The sequence below is a fragment of the Citrobacter sp. RHBSTW-00859 genome (genome assembly GCF_013729795.1).
GTDB classification, from domain to species: domain Bacteria; phylum Pseudomonadota; class Gammaproteobacteria; order Enterobacterales; family Enterobacteriaceae; genus Citrobacter; species Citrobacter braakii.
Genome location: NZ_CP056284.1, coordinates 1,996,484 through 2,013,549, shown reverse-complemented (window position 1 = coordinate 2,013,549; position 17,066 = coordinate 1,996,484). Strand labels below are relative to the sequence as shown.

The following is a 17,066-nucleotide window of genomic DNA, read 5'->3' as shown; positions in this document are numbered from 1 at the left end:
TCAATTCGTAATGCGGCATTGTTCAGGGGTAATGATGTACCCCTATAGCTTACCCAGCTTGGTGCGTAGACGTTTGATGGCCTGACTGTGCAACTGGCTAACCCGTGACTCCCCCACTTCCAGTACCGCGCCAATCTCTTTCAGATTCAGCTCTTCCTGGTAGTACAGCGTTAACACCAGCTTTTCGCGTTCCGGCAACGCTTCGATCGCGTCCATCACGCGCTGGCGGAGGTTACCCTCAAGTAGCTGCTGTAACGGGTTTTCCTGCTGATGTTCTTCCGTCACCAGCTCAATACTATCGCCATGCTCTTCCCGCCACTCGTCGTAGGAGAAGAGTTGGCTATTATTGGTATCAAGCAACATCTGACGATACTCTTGCACAGGAATAGCCAGACGCTCCGCCACTTCGGTTTCCGTCGCGTTACGCCCTAATTCCTGCTCCAGTTGCCCCATCGCCTGTGCCACTTCGCGAGCATTGCGCCGAACGCTACGCGGCACCCAATCCCGGCTACGTAGTTCGTCCAGCATCGCCCCACGAATACGCTGCACTGCGTAAGTGGTAAATGCCGTTCCTTGCAAAGCGTCATATCGGTCGACTGCATTCAATAACCCGATGCCGCCCGCTTGTAGCAGGTCATCCAGTTCTACGCTCGCCGGCAAACGCACCTGAAGGCGCAATGCTTCGTGACGCACCAACGGTACATAACGCTGCCACAGCGAGTGTTTATCCATTACACCTTCAGCGGTATACAGTGAATTCACGATAAACAGCCCTGCGTTAAATGAGTTATCGGCATGATTATCCGTTTCTGCAGGGGGTTCTATCGGAGGAATAAGGCTATAAAAGAAGGGTTATTTGACTTTTGTAATGCTACAAACAGAAGAAAGAAAACAAAAAACCTTTAAAATCAAAAAATTAAATCGTGAAGCATCTGTGAGATACCTCACGATAATATGCTATACCAGTAAAGAGACCAGAGACAAATCATCTCCCATTCTCACATTCTCAATGTAGCGATAAAAGTTCTCTGTTAGCGCTTTGCTATGTTGGCTTGAAGAGTGAAAGCTATAGATGATGTTGATAATATCTTCCAACTGCACGGATCCATGTTCTTTCGCGTGTGCGGCGACCAGTAGTTTGATAAAATAATATTCCGCAACAATCATATACAGGCCACGAAACGGTGTTCCCGACGACATATTAGGAAAATCATTTTGCCAAAATTTATAAAGTACATAATTTTTAAGCGCACATGGCGTTTTCCCTATTTCGGGTAGAACAATACTTTTCCATACTTGTTCGACATCGGCGATTTTATCTTCTAGTGTTAGCCCGTTTTCTACAGCCAACATGCGCAGCAGGGAATCAATATATTGCGTAATTACTTTTTTCCCACGAGAAAAACACTTCGTACGGAAATAATTTTGCATTAGTACAGTCATCGACGCTTTGATACGATAATCGCCAGTAATATCACCCATCACTTCGCCGTTTTGTAGTTGCTGTACCAATTGCTCATGAACGGATTCAATCTGCCCAATCGTTGATTCATCTACAGTTTCAATTTTTTCGAGGAACAGCAGGAACTTCACCACGGCAAAAAGCGCGGGTTCAACCTCAATATCAGTCCGTCCAATTAGATCCAGACAAAACAGACTCAGTACCTTGTGCACCACCGAAAGCGGTTTCGCGGCATTGGACTTTTGTTGCAACACAATCCGCTCATTAAATTTCATCGAATCAGGTTCGCTAAGCAATAACCTGACTACTTCAGGGCATGAAATATTCAGTGACTGGTGTACATCATTTTTATAGCTACGATAAGAGCGAGGATAAATAGCACAGGTTTTACTCAGTGCTTGCGCCCCCAACCGCTTATGTACCATGCACAATTTATCATCACCAAAATATGGACAGTTGCCGGATTCAGGTGAGAATATAATTTTTCCCCAGTTGAGCGAGTCCTTTTTAACCAGTTGGACACTTTCTTTCGCAATGGTCTGGATTAATAGATCTTTATTCGTCAGATATTTTTTTACCGTTGGCTTATCAACTGCGATTTCCCACTCTTTACAGCAATGGTCGCGACACTCGCTACCCACACAATTGAACGCCGCGACAAAGGCAGGTTCAGTAATTATAATTTCTTTCATTACGTTTGCTCCGGTAAAAAAAAATCAAGGTGACTTTCGCCACCTTGATTGTACTGACTTATTTGTAAAACTATCGTCAGATTAACGCAGTAAAGAGAGCACGTTTTGCGTGGTCTGGTTAGCCTGGGCCAGAACGGAGGTACCCGCCTGTTGCAGAATTTGCGCACGAGACATGTTAGACACTTCAGTCGCGTAGTCAGAATCTTCGATACGACTACGAGCAGAAGACAGGTTGTTTACTGTATTACCCAAGTTGGTAATAGCAGATTCAAAACGGTTTTGAATCGCACCCAATGAAGAACGTTGCTTATCAACTTCGGCTAAGGCTGCATCAATAGTTTTTAGCGGATCAGTCGTTGTTGCTGTTTTTAATGTCTTGGCATTAAAAGATGCCTCATCGATAGTAAATGTTGCTTTAGTAGGGTCTGTAGTAACATCCGCACTAGCAGAGTTCAACGCGACCTGGAATACTTGACCTGCCGCTTTTTTTACATCTACACCACGAGACTGCAACGCATCAAAATCGGCCTGAGCGGAAGCATCAATTGTCACAGTAGCAAACAAGTTACCCTTATCATCTTGCTGAACAGCACCAATAGCAAGTTTACCTGCAGCCAGACCCAATTTTGCTCCTAATGCATCTTTCTTTGCGTCATCAGCTTCAGCAGTAGCAACTTTTGTGGTAGCTCCCCAGATAGCTTTAGTATCGACAGCTTTCAATGTCCCCTGCGGGCCAGATACGTTGAAGCCAGACAATTTTAGAGTGCTTGCAGTCACTTCACTCAGTTTAATATCAATCGTTTCGTTGTCATTCGCACCCACCTGAATAGACAGGGTCTGGTTTTTCGACAGAACGTTTGTACCATTGAACTGAGTTTGTGCTGAAACACGATCAATTTCATCCAGACGCTGTTTGATTTCATCTTGGATTGAAGAAAGGTCGGTTGAAGAGTTTGTGCCATTCTGTGCCTGAACAGTTAGTTCACGTACACGCTGCAGGTTGTTGTTAATTTCGTTCAGAGCACCTTCAGTGGTCTGCGCGATGGAGATACCGTCGTTGGCGTTACGGGAAGCCTGAGTCAGACCTTTGATGTTCGAGGTGAAGCGGTTAGCAATCGCCTGACCAGCAGCATCGTCTTTCGCGCTGTTGATACGCAGACCAGAGGACAGACGCTCGATAGCGGAGCTCAGAGAAGACTGAGATTTATTCAGGTTATTCTGGGTCAACAGCGACAGGCTGTTTGTATTGATGACTTGTGCCATGATCTTTTCCTTATCAATTACAACTTGATGTTATTGGGCTGTTGCCCACGGTTTCTCACCGTAACCCATGTATCGGCACCTTAATTTCGAACTTTAGAAAATTTTTACTTTCTGTCGTTTTTTTTCTTAGCCCGCGAAATACCCTCTATATGCACCACTATTCCGCGCATTATTTTGACAAAACTATCATTAAACTTTGCGCGCAGATTGCCGATAACCCGCTTAACAATTGTTTGCAATTACAAGGAATCGGGCATGGCTTCATTTACATCATTAGGCGTAGGCTCAGGCTTACCACTGGACACATTGCTAAACAACCTGACTATTGCTGAGAAAAAACGTTTAAATCCAATCACTCAGCAACAGAGCGATAATAACGCACGCCTGACGGCTTACGGTACGCTGAAGAGTGCGCTGGAAAAATTCCAGACGGCCAATACCGCGTTAAATAAACCAGAACTGTTCAGAAGCAGTAATGTGACCAGCAGTAGCGAAGATCTGAAAGTTACCACCGAAGCCGGCGCGGCACCGGGTATTTATACCATCAGCGTCACGCAACTGGCACAGGCACAGTCGCTGAGCACCTCATCGGTTGCTTCCAGCAAAGAGGCGCTGGGTGATGGTTCCGCCACGCGTACCATTAAAATTGAGCAGCCGGGTCGTAAAGAGCCGCTGGAGATTAAACTCTCCCAAGACAAAACCACGCTGGACGATATCAGTAAGGCGATCAACGATTCCGATAGCGGTATCTCCGCCAGTATCGTGAAGGTGAAAGACGGCGAGTTCAAACTGGTGCTGACCGCAGCCGAAGGTATGGACAGCAAGATGACCATCTCTGTTGACGGCGACAGCAAGCTTAACGATCTGCTGGCTTACGACAGCACGACCGGCACCGGAAAAATGACTGAGTTGGTTAAAGCGCAAAACGCACAGCTCACTATGAACGGGATCCCAATTGAACGTCAGAGTAACAAAGTCACCGATGCCCCGCAGGGTGTTACGCTGGAGCTGACCAAAAAAGTCACTGATGTCCGCGTAACCGTGACCAAAAGCAATGACAAAGCCACTGAAGCGATTAAAGGCTGGGTTGATGCCTATAACTCGCTTATCGATACCTTTAATTCGCTGACCAAATATAAAGCCGTAGACGCAGGTGCGGAAGGTCAGGACAAAGATAACGGCGCGCTGGTCGGTGATAGCGTAGTGCGTACCATTCAGACCGGTATTCGCGCCCAGTTTGCCAACTCAGGTAGCGAAGGAGCCTTTAAAACCCTGAATGAAATCGGCATCAAGCAAGATGGTACAACCGGCAAGATGACCATCGATAATACCAAACTGAAAAAAGCACTGGACGAAAACACCGCCTCTGTTCGCGAACTGCTGGCTGGCGACGGTAAAGATACCGGTATTACCACCAAGATTGCCACTGAAGTGAAAAGCTACCTGGCTGATGACGGCATTATCGACAGCGCACAAGACAGCATTAACGCCACGCTGAAAAAACTGACCAAACAGTACCTGTCCGTCAGTGCCAGTATCGACGACATGGTTGCGCGTTACACCGCCCAGTTTACCCAACTGGATAGCATGATGAGCAAGCTGAATAACACTAGTAACTATCTGGGCCAGCAATTTACGGCGATGAATAAATCCTGATAACACGAGGTAAGCATGTATACCGCGAGCGGTACCAAAGCCTATGCACAGGTCGGCATAGAGAGTGGCGTAATGAGCGCAAATCCGCATCAGCTGATTGAAATGTTGTTTGATGGCGCGAACAGCGCCCTGGTGCGCGCTCGCCTGTTTATGCAACAGGGTGATATCGTCGCCAAAGGTGAAGCGTTAAGTAAAGCCATTAATATTATCGACAATGGCCTGAAGGCAGGACTTGATCAAGAGAATGGCGGCGAAATTGCCACCAATCTGTCTTCACTGTACGACTATATGATTCGCCGTTTACTGCAAGCTAACTTGCGTAATGATTGTCAGGCCATTGAAGAAGTCGAAGGGTTACTCGGCAACATTGCAGAAGCCTGGAAACAGATCTCACCGAAAGCATCTTCCCAGGAGTCTCGTTAATGACCTCAGCCGTGGAGTTTATCAATCGTTGGCAGCGCATCGCGCTGCTCAGTCACTCACTGCTGGAACTGGCGCAGCGCGGTGAATGGGACCTTTTACTGGAACAGGAAGTTACCTATCTGCAAAGTATTGAAGTGGTCATGGAAGAGCAAACTCCACCAGGCATTACGCGAAGTATTCAGGATTTAGTGGCCGGGTACATTAAACAGACGCTGGATAACGAACAACTGCTCAAAACATTGTTACAGCAGCGTCTGGATGAACTCAGCAATCTCATCGGTCAGTCGACGCGCCAAAAGACGCTAAATAACGCTTATGGCCGTCTTTCCGGCATGCTGTTAGTTCCCGACGCCCCCACTGCCCCACAATAATTTCCCGTCTCGTCTGAATAATCTTCCATACTCCAGAGGTCGGCCAAACGACTTCTGGAGCACGGAAGATGAAAAATCCCACGTTATTGCAGTATTTTCACTGGTATTACCCCGAGGGCGGTCAACTCTGGCCCGAACTTGCCGAACGCGCAGGTGGACTCAATGACATCGGCATCAATATGGTGTGGTTACCTCCCGCTTATAAAGGCGCATCCGGCGGCTATTCCGTTGGCTACGACTCCTACGATCTGTTTGATCTGGGCGAATTCGACCAAAAGGGAACTATCGCTACCAAATATGGCGATAAAAACCAGCTGCTGGCGGCGATAGACGCGCTAAAACACAATGATATTGCCGTACTGCTCGACGTGGTGGTTAACCACAAGATGGGTGCAGATGAAAAAGAGCATATTCGTGTCCAGCGGGTTAACGCCGAAGATCGCACGCAAATAGACGATGAGATCGTCGAATGCGAAGGCTGGACGCGCTACACCTTCCCTGCCCGCGCAGGCCAGTACTCGCAATTCATTTGGGACTTTAAATGCTTCAGCGGTATTGACCATATCGAAAACCCAACCGAAGACGGCATTTTTAAAATCGTGAACGACTACACCGGCGAAGGCTGGAACGATCAGGTTGATGATGAGTTGGGTAATTTTGATTATCTGATGGGCGAAAACATCGATTTTCGCAATCACGCCGTAACTGAGGAGATCAAATACTGGGCGCGTTGGGTGATGGAGCAAACCCAGTGTGACGGTTTTCGGTTAGATGCCGTGAAACATATTCCGGCATGGTTTTATAAAGAGTGGATTGAGCATGTGCAGGAAGTCGCCCCCAAGCCGCTGTTTATCGTCGCGGAATACTGGTCGCATGAAGTCGACAAGCTGCAAACCTACATTAATCAGGTGGAGGGGAAAACCATGTTATTCGACGCCCCTTTACAGATGAAATTCCACGAAGCCTCTCGTCAGGGACGCGATTACGACATGAGTCAGATTTTCACCGACACCCTGGTGGAAGCCGATCCATTTCATGCCGTCACCCTGGTGGCCAATCACGACACTCAGCCCTTGCAGGCGCTGGAAGCCCCTGTCGAACCGTGGTTTAAGCCGCTGGCCTATGCGCTGATCCTGTTGCGCGAAAACGGCGTACCGTCGGTGTTTTATCCTGACCTCTACGGAGCGCATTACGAAGACACCGGCGGTGATGGCGAAACCTATCCTATCGACATGCCGATCATTGAACAGCTTGATGAACTGATCCTCGCGCGCCAGCGCTTCGCGCACGGCGTACAGACGCTCTTTTTCGATCACCCTAATTGTATCGCTTTTAGCCGCAGCGGAACGGACGACGATCCCGGCTGTGTGGTTGTTCTGTCTAACGGCGATGACGGGGAAAAGACCATCAATCTCGGTGCGAATTACGGGAATAAAACCTGGCGCGACTATCTGGGAAATCGCGAAGAAAGCGTGGTCACCGATGAGAACGGTGAAGCGACGTTTTATTGTAACGGCGGTAGCGTCAGCGTGTGGGTAATTGAAGACGTGTTATAAAGCTCAACCCCGGTGGCCGTTGGCTACCGGGGCGTATAGCTTATGGCAGTGGCGTGGCCAGTGGCGTTTTCTTTAGCGCATCAGCACATTCCTGCGTCGGACGGTCGACCCGCTGCAGCGTCATACCGTCATATTCCAGCGTATTGCCTTCACGCTCAATCTCATACAGCTCGCGTTTCACCGTCACGTTGGTGAGATCGCCAGAGATCATCGTCAGTTTCCCCGGCAGCGCGATCACTCGCTGCCACTGGCGACAATCCAGCGTGTCGCCCTCTTTTGTTACCACCAGGCTGGCAATCGCTTCCGGGCTCACCAGACTGCGTTGCGGACCTTTTGACTGCCAGTATCCTTCCAGACCGTCTGGCGCTGGCGTTTTCACCACGTCGTTATAATTTTCTACTTCGGCGCATCCGGTAAGCGCCAGAAATACAGCAACGATTGCTAATTTTTTCATCATTCATCCTGCATGCGAAGAAAATGGGATTGTGGCATTAAAGGCCTGATGTCGCCAGCCTTTCGGCAGGGTTGAGAAAGATTGATCCAGACGGTGTTACCTCTTATTACTCATAGTCAAAAATTCTGATCGGTGTAGTATCCTCACTTCTTGTTACATACCTTCTGAGTTCAGAGGCACAACGCATGTCATGGCAACACTTCAAACAGGCCTGGTTAATTAAATTTTGGGCCCCCGCCCCTGCGGTCATCGCAGCGGGTATTCTCTCTACCTACTATTTCGGCATTACGGGAACCTTCTGGGCCGTTACCGGCGAATTCACTCGCTGGGGTGGTCAAATCCTGCAACTGTTTGGCGTTCACGCCGAAGAATGGGGATACTACAAGCTGATCCATCTCGAAGGCTCACCCCTGACCCGCATTGACGGCATGATGATCCTCGGTATGTTCGGGGGCTGTTTTGCTGCCGCATTGTGGGCAAACAACGTCAAATTACGCATGCCGCGCAGTCGGGTGCGCATTATGCAGGCGATAGTCGGCGGAATGATTGCCGGATTCGGTGCCCGGCTGGCAATGGGCTGTAACCTGGCCGCATTCTTCACCGGTATTCCACAGTTCTCGCTACACGCCTGGTTTTTCGCCCTGGCAACGGCTATTGGCTCATGGTTTGGCGCACGCTTTACCCTGCTGCCGATGTTTCGTATTCCGGTTAAAATGCAGAAAGTCTCCGCCGCTTCTCCGTTAACGCAAAAGCCAGATCAGGCCCGTCGCCGTTTCCGCCTCGGCATGCTGGTGTTTATCGCCATGATCGGCTGGGCGCTCCTCACTGCGATGGATAAGCCCAAACTTGGTTTGGCCATGCTGTTTGGCGTCGGGTTCGGGCTGCTGATTGAGCGGGCGCAAATCTGCTTCACCTCCGCCTTCCGCGATCTGTGGATTTCCGGTCGCACCCATATGGCGAAAGCGATCATCTTCGGGATGGCGGTCAGCGCCATCGGTATCTTTAGCTACGTGCAACTGGGCGTCGAGCCTAAAATCATGTGGGCAGGTCCGAATGCGGTGATCGGCGGCTTGCTGTTCGGCTTCGGCATTGTTCTGGCGGGCGGGTGTGAAACGGGCTGGATGTACCGCGCCGTTGAAGGCCAGGTGCATTACTGGTGGGTGGGTCTGGGCAACGTTATTGGCTCGACCATTCTGGCCTACTACTGGGATGATTTTGCTCCCGCGCTTGCCACCAATTGGGACAAAGTGAATCTGCTCAACACCTTCGGCCCGCTCGGTGGCCTGCTGGTAACCTATCTGCTGTTATTTACCGCGCTGATGCTCATCATCGGCTGGGAAAAACGCTTCTTCCGTCGCGCTGGGCTGACGCCTGCCAAGGAGTCTGTATGAAAAATATCGTGCCTGATTATCGCCTCGATATGGTCGGCGAGCCGTGTCCGTACCCGGCTGTCGCCACACTGGAAGCGATGCCGCAATTGAAGAAAGGTGAGATTCTGGAAGTGGTGAGCGATTGCCCGCAGTCAATCAACAATATTCCACTGGATGCGCGTAATCACGGCTACACGGTGCTGGATATTCAGCAGGATGGTCCAACGATTCGTTATTTAATTCAGAAGTAATGCGATTCTCCCGTTGCCCGACGCAGCGGGAGAATGTTCGGCTTGCTACACCTGCATCGACATCACTTCCTGATACGCCGACACCAGTTTGTTGCGCACCTGGATCCCCATCTGCATCGATACCGACGCTTTTTGCATATCGGTCATCACATCGTTCAGCGCAATACCCGGTTCACCGAGGGTAAATTTCTCAGCCTGCACACGGGACGCGGTTTGTACATCGCTGATCCTGTCTAACGCCGCATGCAGTTGACCGGCAAAGCTCACGGTCGGTTGTGGCTGCATATCCTGCATTTTTGCTGACATCGCCGTGGTCTGTAGCTGGCTGATGACCCCTTCAATCCCCTGTATTGCCGACATTCTGATCCCCTGGATAATTTTTTACGTAGTTGAGATTACCAGTTAGTCAATAAGATAAAGGCGTTAAATAACGATAAAAAACCACGGTTTTTAACGCATAGAAAAATTCGAAACCGCAAATAATGAGACCGTCAATTTTTCGAGTTTGCTGACCCGGGAGTGAGTCTTGTTCCACTTTGCAAAAAACGCCGTCCACGATAAGCCACGAGGTGCGAGATGAGTGCGACAGCATCGACTGCAACCCAGCTTAAACCTCTCGAGTGGTTAAACCGCCTGCGCGCGAATCCCAGAATTCCTCTGATTGTGGCGGGAGCCGCTGCCGTCGCGATCATCGTGGCGATGGTCCTGTGGGCCAAAGCACCTGACTACCGCACGCTGTTCAGCAATCTTTCCGATCAGGATGGTGGCGCGATCGTCACCCAACTGACGCAGATGAACGTTCCTTACCGTTTTACTGAGGGAAGCGGCGCCATTGAAGTTCCTGCCGATAAAGTCCACGAACTGCGTTTACGTCTGGCGCAGCAAGGTCTGCCCAAAGGCGGCGCGGTGGGTTTTGAACTGCTGGATCAGGAAAAATTTGGTATCAGCCAGTTTAGCGAGCAGGTCAACTACCAGCGCGCGCTGGAAGGTGAATTAGCCCGTACGATTGAAACGTTGGGACCGGTAAAACGCGCCCGCGTACATCTGGCTATGCCGAAACCGTCGCTGTTTGTGCGTGAGCAAAAAGCGCCTTCAGCCTCCGTCACCGTCAACCTGGAACCGGGTCGCGCGCTGGATGAAGGTCAGATCAGTGCGGTCACGCATCTGGTTTCCAGCGCTGTTGCAGGCTTGCCGCCGGGCAACGTTACGCTGGTCGACCAGGCGGGGCATCTGTTAACCCAGTCGAATACCAGTAGCCGCGATCTTAACGATGCGCAGCTGAAATACGCCAGCGACGTCGAAGGCCGCGTTCAGCGCCGTATCGAATCAATTCTGTCGCCGATTGTCGGCAACGGTAACGTACATGCGCAGGTCACCGCGCAGCTGGATTTTGCCAACAAAGAGCAAACCGAAGAACAGTACCGTCCAAACGGTGATGAGTCCCAGGCCGTGCTGCGTTCTCGTCAGTTGAACGTCAGTGAGCAGGTCGGTAGCGGAGCACCAGGCGGCGTACCGGGCGCGTTGTCAAATCAGCCCGCTCCGGCAAATACTGCGCCAATCGCCAACCCACCCGCTAATCAGCAAAACGCGCAAAATACGCAAAACGCACAGACGGCGAATAACAGTAATAATGCCGGCCCGCGCAATACTCAGCGCAATGAAACCAGCAACTATGAAGTTGACCGCACCATTCGCCATACCAAAATGAACGTTGGCGATGTGCAGCGTCTCTCGGTGGCTGTCGTGGTCAACTACAAAACGTTACCAGACGGCAAACCGTTGCCGTTAACCGCCGAGCAGATGAAACAGATTGAGGATCTGACCCGCGAAGCGATGGGATTCTCCGACAAACGTGGCGATACCCTGAACGTGGTGAACTCTCCCTTCACGGCGACCGACGATTCCACTGGCGAGCTACCGTTCTGGAAACAGCCGTTCTTTATTGATCAGTTAATGTCCGCAGGTCGTTGGTTGCTGGTTCTGTTGGTGGCGTGGATCCTGTGGCGGAAAGCCGTTCGTCCGCAGTTGGTCCGTCGCAGCGAAGAAGCGAAAGCCGTACAAGAACAAACGCGTGTCCGTCAGGAAACCGAAGAAGCGGTAGAAGTTCGCCTCAGCAAAGACGAACAAACCCAGCAGCGTCGTACTAATCAGCGTCTGGGAGCAGAAGTCATGAGTCAGCGTATTCGTGAAATGTCAGATAACGATCCGCGCGTCGTGGCGCTGGTCATTCGCCAGTGGATGAGTAACGATCATGAGTAATCTTACCGGTACCGATAAAAGCGTCATCCTGCTGATGACCATTGGCGAAGATCGCGCGGCGGAAGTGTTTAAGCACCTTTCCACGCGCGAAGTTCAGGCGCTCAGTACGGCGATGGCCAACGTTCGCCAGATTTCCAACAAGCAGTTGACGGAAGTGCTGGCCGAATTTGAACAAGAAGCCGAACAGTTTGCCGCGCTGAATATCAACGCCAACGAATATCTGCGCTCCGTGCTGGTGAAAGCGCTGGGCGAGGAACGTGCCTCCAGTCTGCTGGAAGATATTCTGGAAACCCGCGATACCACCAGCGGCATTGAAACGCTTAACTTTATGGAGCCGCAAAGCGCCGCCGACCTTATCCGCGACGAGCATCCGCAGATTATCGCCACCATTCTGGTGCACCTCAAGCGGGGCCAGGCCGCCGATATTCTTGCGCTGTTCGACGAGCGTTTACGTCACGACGTGATGCTGCGTATCGCCACCTTTGGCGGCGTACAGCCTGCCGCGCTGGCAGAACTGACCGAGGTACTCAACGGCCTACTCGATGGCCAGAACCTCAAGCGCAGCAAAATGGGCGGCGTGAGAACGGCGGCAGAAATTATCAACCTGATGAAAACCCAGCAGGAAGAAGCGGTTATTACCGCCGTACGCGAATTCGACGGCGAGCTGGCGCAGAAAATTATCGACGAGATGTTCCTGTTCGAGAACCTGGTGGATGTCGACGATCGCAGTATCCAGCGCCTGCTGCAGGAAGTGGATTCCGAATCGTTGCTGATTGCCTTGAAAGGTGCCGAACAGCCGCTGCGCGAGAAGTTCCTGCGCAACATGTCGCAACGTGCTGCCGATATTCTGCGCGACGACCTCGCCAACCGCGGTCCGGTGCGTTTGTCGCAGGTGGAAAACGAACAGAAAGCCATTCTGCTTATTGTGCGTCGTCTGGCGGAAACCGGCGAGATGGTGATAGGCAGCGGCGAGGATACCTATGTCTAACGAACTGCCGTGGAAAGTCTGGACCCCGGACGACCTCGCCCCACCGATGGCGGAGTTCGTCCTGGCTGACCACAGCGAAACCCCGCTGTCAGAAGAAACAGAAGAACCAGAGCTTTCCGCAGAGCAACAGCTTGAACAGCAGCTCGCACAGCTGCAACTGCAGGCCCATGAGCAAGGTTATAACGCGGGTCTGGCGGAAGGTCGACAAAAAGGCCACGAACAAGGTTATCAGGAAGGCCTGAGTCAGGGGCTGGAGCAAGGCCAGAACCAGGCGCGCGCTCAGCATGCGCCGATCCACGCCCGCATGCAGCAACTGGTGAGCGAGTTTCAGAATACGCTGGACGCGCTGGACAGCGTCATTGCCTCGCGTCTGATGCAAATGGCGCTGGAAGCTGCGCGTCAGGTTATAGGTCAGACGCCTATTGTGGATAACGCTGCGCTGATTAAACAAATCCAACAGCTGTTGCAGCAAGAACCGCTGTTTAGCGGTAAACCGCAGCTACGCGTACATCCGGACGATCTCCAGCGTGTAGAGGAGATGCTCGGTGCGACCCTCAGCCTGCACGGCTGGCGGCTGCGCGGCGATCCGACGCTGCATCACGGCGGCTGTAAAGTCTCTGCCGATGAAGGCGATCTGGATGCCAGCGTTGCCACGCGCTGGCAAGAACTCTGCCGTCTGGCAGCGCCGGGAGTCGTGTAATGACCACTCGCCTGACTCGCTGGCTCAACACGCTGGACAGCTTCGAAGAGAAAATGTCGCTGCTGCCTGCGGTGCGCCGTTACGGTCGCCTGACCCGCGCCACTGGGCTGGTGCTGGAGGCCACGGGATTACAGTTGCCGCTGGGCGCCACCTGCGTTATTGAACGCCAGGACGGCAACGAAACCCAGGAGGTCGAAAGTGAAGTCGTGGGCTTTAACGGTCAGCGTCTGTTTCTGATGCCCCTCGAAGAGGTTGAAGGCGTTCTGCCCGGCGCGCGCGTTTACGCGAAGAACATTGCCGGAGAAGGTCTGCAAAGCGGGAAGCAATTACCGCTTGGTCCTGCATTGCTGGGTCGTGTGCTTGACGGTAGCGGAAAACCGCTCGACGGTCTGCCCGCCCCGGATACCACCGAAACCGGGGCACTGATTACGCCGCCGTTTAACCCGCTACAACGCACCGCGATTGAACACGTCCTGGATACCGGCGTACGCCCCATCAACGCGTTGTTAACCGTCGGTCGCGGTCAGCGTATGGGACTTTTCGCGGGCTCCGGTGTCGGTAAAAGCGTTCTGCTCGGCATGATGGCGCGCTATACCCAGGCCGATGTTATCGTCGTAGGTCTGATTGGCGAACGTGGTCGTGAAGTTAAAGATTTTATTGAAAATATTCTCGGTACCGACGGTCGTGCGCGCTCGGTGGTGATTGCTGCTCCCGCAGATGTCTCGCCGCTGTTACGTATGCAAGGTGCGGCCTATGCCACGCGTATCGCCGAAGATTTTCGCGATCGTGGACAGCACGTATTGCTGATTATGGATTCCCTCACCCGCTACGCGATGGCGCAACGTGAGATCGCCCTGGCGATCGGAGAGCCGCCGGCAACGAAAGGTTATCCCCCCTCAGTATTCGCCAAATTACCGGCACTGGTCGAACGTGCCGGGAACGGTATTCACGGCGGCGGTTCCGTTACCGCGTTTTACACGGTACTGACCGAAGGTGACGACCAGCAGGACCCCATTGCGGATTCCGCGCGCGCGATTCTGGACGGCCACATTGTGCTGTCCCGTCATCTGGCCGAAGCGGGTCACTATCCGGCCATCGATATTGAAGCCTCGATCAGTCGCGCCATGACCGCGCTTATTAGTGAACAACACTATGCGCGGGTACGTAACTTTAAACAGCTGCTATCCAGCTTCCAGCGCAACCGCGATCTGGTCAGCGTGGGGGCGTATGCCAAAGGCAGCGATCCCATGCTGGATAAAGCCATCGCCCTATGGCCACAGCTGGAAGCATTCTTACAGCAAGGCATTTTTGAACGAGCGGACTGGGAAGATTCTCTGCACGCGTTAGAACTGATTTTCCCTGGTGTGTGAGTAAGCAGGAGAGCATAGGTCATGGCACAACATGGTGCATTAGCCACACTGAAAGACCTGGCTGAAAAAGAGGTAGATGACGCCGCTGTCTTATTGGGAGAGATGCGTCGTGGCTGTCAGCAGGCGGAAGAGCAGTTGAAAATGCTGATCGATTATCAGCATGAGTACCGCAACAATCTGAACAGTGACATGGGTCAGGGTATTACCAGTAATCGCTGGATCAATTACCAACAATTTATTCAGACGCTGGAAAAAGCGATTGAGCAACACCGCCAACAGCTCAATCAGTGGACGCAGAAAGTAGACCAGGCATTGAACAGTTGGCGCGACAAAAAACAACGTTTACAGGCGTGGCAGACTCTGCAGGACAGACAAACCTCGGCGGCGTTACTGGCCGAAAACCGCCTGGATCAGAAAAAAATGGATGAATTTGCTCAGCGCGCAGCTATGAGGAAACCCGAATGATTACTTTACCCCAACTGATTACCACCGACACCGACGTAGCCGCAGGTCTTCAGTCAGGCAAAGCGGTTGATTCACCCGAGGATTTTTTAGCGCTGCTGGCGGGTGCATTAGGTGCGGACAACGCGCAGGGTAAAGACGCCCCGCTGTCGTTTGCCGACTTACAGGCGGCCGGTAGCAAACTGCAAAAAGGGTTATTGCAAAAAAATGGCGATTCAGCACCGTCGCTCAAGTTGACCGAACTACTGGCGCAAAAAGAGATGCACACTGATGCTTCTCTTGTCGACATGACAGACACTCAGCAACTGTTGTCTGCCCTCACGCCCTCACTGAAAGTTAATGCCCTGACGACTCTGGGCAAAGTCGCTCAGCAGGATGAAAAAAACACCGCACTGAGCGATGAGGATCTCGCCAACCTGAGCGCGTTGTTCGCCATGCTGCCAGGACAACCGCAGACCACGCCTGCCGTCGACAGCGCGCCAGCCCCCGTTGATGCGACACTTTCGGCGTTGTCACGAGGTTCGGTACACAGCGCTATCGCCGATAATGCTGGCGAATTGCTGCCAGGTTTTGCCAAAAAAGGCAAAGCGGATATTGCAACGCCTGCCAGCAGCGTAGATCAGACAAACAATCCGACATTAACCCCGTTGACGGCAGCGGCGACGACCAGAGCGGAAATTGAAAGCTCCCCTTCGCCGACCAGCATTGGCATGACGACAGCGCCGTTAAGTGGCCCGCAGTCCCACGCTCAGCCGTTACCGACCGCCGCACCAGTGCTAAGCGCACCATTGGGTAGCCAGGAATGGCAGCAATCACTGAGCCAGCACGTCACTCTGTTTACTCGTCAGGGCCAGCAAAGCGCAGAACTGCGTCTGCATCCACAGGATCTGGGCCAGGTGCACATTTCCCTCAAGCTGGATGACAATCTCGCGCAGTTGCAAATGGTATCGCCACACAGTCACGTGCGCGCTGCGCTGGAAGCTGCGTTACCGATGCTGCGTACGCAGTTGGCTGAAAGCGGGATCCAGCTTGGGCAAAGCAGTATCAGCAGTGAAAGCTTTGCCGGTAATCAGCAGTCTTCCGGGCAGCAACAGCAGGCAGGTCGCGCTCAGGGACAAGACATTTTTGCCGCTGAAGATGACGCCGTACTGGCAGCGCCAGCCTCACTGCAAGCCGCAGCACGCGGTGATGGAGCAGTAGACATCTTCGCCTAACGCCAGAGGTAGCATGATTATCCGCGTCTTTTCCACGCTTTGTCGTGGACAGGACACGGGATAATCAGCCCATAAGCTGTACCGAAACAGGAAGCCCGTATCTGATGACTGACTCCGCGATTAACAAAAAAAGTAAACGCGCTATTTGGATCCCTCTGCTGGTATTGATTACCCTCGCCGCCTGCGCAACTGCGGGTTATAGCTACTGGCGCATGCAGCAGCAGCCGTCCGCCAGCGTCAAAGCGGAACCGGCTCCACCGCCAGCCCCGGTATTCTTTGCGCTGGATACCTTTACCGTCAATCTGGGTGATGCGGACCGTGTACTGTATATCGGTATCACGCTGCGCATGAAAGACGAGGCAACGCGTTCACGTCTTAACGAATATCTGCCGGAAGTGCGCAGCCGCTTGCTGCTGCTGTTCTCTCGCCAGAACGCGGCTACGCTCGCCACCGAAGAAGGTAAGCAACAGCTCATTGCCGCCATCAAAGAGACGCTCGCGACTCCGCTCGTTGTTGGGCAACCCAAACAGGTTGTCACCGACGTTCTTTATACAGCTTTTATTCTGCGGTAAAGA

Annotated in this window: 18 protein-coding genes; 13 read left to right on the top strand and 5 right to left on the bottom strand. The window is 52.3% G+C overall.

Going from position 1 to position 17,066, the window contains the following annotated elements; genetic code table 11:
- Positions 1-42: 42 nt before the first annotated feature.
- The 3 genes from fliA to HV302_RS09915 form a co-directional block, all read right to left on the bottom strand.
- On the bottom strand, positions 43-762 hold the full coding sequence (gene fliA, locus HV302_RS09925; protein ID WP_016153479.1) for an RNA polymerase sigma factor FliA: 720 nt from the start codon (positions 760-762) through the stop codon (positions 43-45).
- Positions 763-957: 195 nt separating this feature from the next.
- Positions 958-2,154, bottom strand: coding sequence for a flagellin lysine-N-methylase (gene fliB / locus HV302_RS09920; RefSeq protein ID WP_181627276.1), 1,197 nt, complete (start codon positions 2,152-2,154; stop codon positions 958-960).
- Positions 2,155-2,235: 81 nt separating this feature from the next.
- Entirely contained in the window at positions 2,236-3,417 is a 1,182-nt protein-coding gene (locus tag HV302_RS09915; protein ID WP_181627275.1) for a FliC/FljB family flagellin, read from the bottom strand.
- Positions 3,418-3,672: 255 nt separating this feature from the next.
- Between HV302_RS09915 and fliD the strand changes: the two genes are divergently transcribed.
- The 4 genes from fliD to amyA all read left to right on the top strand — a co-directional run bounded on the left by fliD (position 3,673) and on the right by amyA (position 7,423).
- Positions 3,673-5,073 carry a flagellar filament capping protein FliD gene (gene fliD, locus HV302_RS09910; protein WP_153646347.1) on the top strand — a complete coding sequence of 467 codons (1,401 nt, stop codon included), beginning with the start codon at positions 3,673-3,675 and terminating at the stop codon, positions 5,071-5,073.
- 15 nt (positions 5,074-5,088) lie between these two features.
- Positions 5,089-5,496 carry a flagellar export chaperone FliS gene (gene fliS, locus HV302_RS09905; RefSeq protein WP_181627274.1) on the top strand — a complete coding sequence of 136 codons (408 nt, stop codon included), beginning with the start codon at positions 5,089-5,091 and terminating at the stop codon, positions 5,494-5,496.
- Entirely contained in the window at positions 5,496-5,867 is a 372-nt protein-coding gene (fliT, locus tag HV302_RS09900) for a flagella biosynthesis regulatory protein FliT (protein WP_003030458.1), read from the top strand. The genes fliS and fliT overlap by 1 nt, the downstream gene beginning before the upstream one ends.
- A gap of 68 nt (positions 5,868-5,935) precedes the next feature.
- Positions 5,936-7,423 (top strand): alpha-amylase, encoded by a 1,488-nt coding sequence (gene amyA / locus HV302_RS09895; protein WP_181599158.1) that lies wholly within the window; start codon positions 5,936-5,938, stop codon positions 7,421-7,423.
- Positions 7,424-7,463: 40 nt separating this feature from the next.
- On the opposite strand, the gene yedD is transcribed toward amyA, so the two are convergent.
- On the bottom strand, positions 7,464-7,877 hold the full coding sequence (gene yedD / locus HV302_RS09890) for a lipoprotein YedD (RefSeq protein ID WP_137352194.1): 414 nt from the start codon (positions 7,875-7,877) through the stop codon (positions 7,464-7,466).
- A 185-nt stretch (positions 7,878-8,062) separates the two neighbouring features.
- Between yedD and yedE the strand changes: the two genes are divergently transcribed.
- Both yedE and yedF read left to right on the top strand, forming a co-directional pair.
- The gene (gene yedE / locus HV302_RS09885) at positions 8,063-9,268 is read left to right on the top strand and encodes a selenium metabolism membrane protein YedE/FdhT (RefSeq protein WP_019077070.1); all 1,206 of its coding nucleotides are present in this window, start codon (positions 8,063-8,065) and stop codon (positions 9,266-9,268) included.
- Positions 9,265-9,498, top strand: a complete 234-nt coding sequence (gene yedF / locus HV302_RS09880) for a sulfurtransferase-like selenium metabolism protein YedF (protein ID WP_000790504.1) — start codon at positions 9,265-9,267, stop codon at positions 9,496-9,498. Before yedE ends, yedF begins: the two co-directional genes overlap by 4 nt.
- A 45-nt stretch (positions 9,499-9,543) precedes the next feature.
- Here yedF and fliE read toward each other — a convergent pair whose 3' ends face one another.
- Entirely contained in the window at positions 9,544-9,858 is a 315-nt protein-coding gene (fliE, locus tag HV302_RS09875) for a flagellar hook-basal body complex protein FliE (protein WP_016153486.1), read from the bottom strand.
- A gap of 216 nt (positions 9,859-10,074) precedes the next feature.
- On the opposite strand from fliE, the gene fliF reads away from it, so the two are divergent.
- From fliF to fliL, 7 genes are all read left to right on the top strand, one after another.
- Positions 10,075-11,757, top strand: a complete 1,683-nt coding sequence (gene fliF / locus HV302_RS09870; RefSeq protein ID WP_181627273.1) for a flagellar basal-body MS-ring/collar protein FliF — start codon at positions 10,075-10,077, stop codon at positions 11,755-11,757.
- Positions 11,750-12,745: a flagellar motor switch protein FliG gene (fliG, locus tag HV302_RS09865; RefSeq protein ID WP_016153488.1), complete on the top strand. Its 996-nt coding sequence runs from the start codon at positions 11,750-11,752 to the stop codon at positions 12,743-12,745. The genes fliF and fliG overlap by 8 nt, the downstream gene beginning before the upstream one ends.
- A complete protein-coding gene (gene fliH, locus HV302_RS09860) occupies positions 12,738-13,445 on the top strand; it encodes a flagellar assembly protein FliH (RefSeq protein ID WP_046274966.1) in 708 nt (235 codons plus the stop codon). Before fliG ends, fliH begins: the two co-directional genes overlap by 8 nt.
- Positions 13,445-14,815 (top strand): flagellar protein export ATPase FliI, encoded by a 1,371-nt coding sequence (gene fliI / locus HV302_RS09855; RefSeq protein ID WP_016153490.1) that lies wholly within the window; start codon positions 13,445-13,447, stop codon positions 14,813-14,815. Before fliH ends, fliI begins: the two co-directional genes overlap by 1 nt.
- A gap of 21 nt (positions 14,816-14,836) precedes the next feature.
- The gene (gene fliJ, locus HV302_RS09850) at positions 14,837-15,280 is read left to right on the top strand and encodes a flagellar export protein FliJ (protein ID WP_016153491.1); all 444 of its coding nucleotides are present in this window, start codon (positions 14,837-14,839) and stop codon (positions 15,278-15,280) included.
- Positions 15,277-16,491 (top strand): flagellar hook length control protein FliK, encoded by a 1,215-nt coding sequence (gene fliK / locus HV302_RS09845; RefSeq protein ID WP_181627272.1) that lies wholly within the window; start codon positions 15,277-15,279, stop codon positions 16,489-16,491. Before fliJ ends, fliK begins: the two co-directional genes overlap by 4 nt.
- A gap of 104 nt (positions 16,492-16,595) precedes the next feature.
- Complete coding sequence (fliL, locus tag HV302_RS09840) at positions 16,596-17,063, top strand: flagellar basal body-associated protein FliL (RefSeq protein WP_016153493.1); 468 nt, start codon at positions 16,596-16,598, stop codon at positions 17,061-17,063.
- Positions 17,064-17,066: the final 3 nt, after the last annotated feature.

Bases quoted from the DNA above. Each gene is read 5' to 3' on its own strand.
- fliB (WP_181627276.1), bottom strand. From the start codon at position 2,154: ATGAAAGAAATTATAATTACTGAACCTGCCTTTGTCGCGGCGTTCAAT.
- HV302_RS09915 (WP_181627275.1), bottom strand. From the start codon at position 3,417: ATGGCACAAGTCATCAATACAAACAGCCTGTCGCTGTTGACCCAGAAT.
- fliD (WP_153646347.1), top strand. From the start codon at position 3,673: ATGGCTTCATTTACATCATTAGGCGTAGGCTCAGGCTTACCACTGGAC.
- fliS (WP_181627274.1), top strand. From the start codon at position 5,089: ATGTATACCGCGAGCGGTACCAAAGCCTATGCACAGGTCGGCATAGAG.
- fliT (WP_003030458.1), top strand. From the start codon at position 5,496: ATGACCTCAGCCGTGGAGTTTATCAATCGTTGGCAGCGCATCGCGCTG.
- amyA (WP_181599158.1), top strand. From the start codon at position 5,936: ATGAAAAATCCCACGTTATTGCAGTATTTTCACTGGTATTACCCCGAG.
- yedD (WP_137352194.1), bottom strand. From the start codon at position 7,877: ATGAAAAAATTAGCAATCGTTGCTGTATTTCTGGCGCTTACCGGATGC.
- yedE (WP_019077070.1), top strand. From the start codon at position 8,063: ATGTCATGGCAACACTTCAAACAGGCCTGGTTAATTAAATTTTGGGCC.
- yedF (WP_000790504.1), top strand. From the start codon at position 9,265: ATGAAAAATATCGTGCCTGATTATCGCCTCGATATGGTCGGCGAGCCG.
- fliE (WP_016153486.1), bottom strand. From the start codon at position 9,858: ATGTCGGCAATACAGGGGATTGAAGGGGTCATCAGCCAGCTACAGACC.
- fliF (WP_181627273.1), top strand. From the start codon at position 10,075: ATGAGTGCGACAGCATCGACTGCAACCCAGCTTAAACCTCTCGAGTGG.
- fliG (WP_016153488.1), top strand. From the start codon at position 11,750: ATGAGTAATCTTACCGGTACCGATAAAAGCGTCATCCTGCTGATGACC.
- fliH (WP_046274966.1), top strand. From the start codon at position 12,738: ATGTCTAACGAACTGCCGTGGAAAGTCTGGACCCCGGACGACCTCGCC.
- fliI (WP_016153490.1), top strand. From the start codon at position 13,445: ATGACCACTCGCCTGACTCGCTGGCTCAACACGCTGGACAGCTTCGAA.
- fliJ (WP_016153491.1), top strand. From the start codon at position 14,837: ATGGCACAACATGGTGCATTAGCCACACTGAAAGACCTGGCTGAAAAA.
- fliK (WP_181627272.1), top strand. From the start codon at position 15,277: ATGATTACTTTACCCCAACTGATTACCACCGACACCGACGTAGCCGCA.
- fliL (WP_016153493.1), top strand. From the start codon at position 16,596: ATGACTGACTCCGCGATTAACAAAAAAAGTAAACGCGCTATTTGGATC.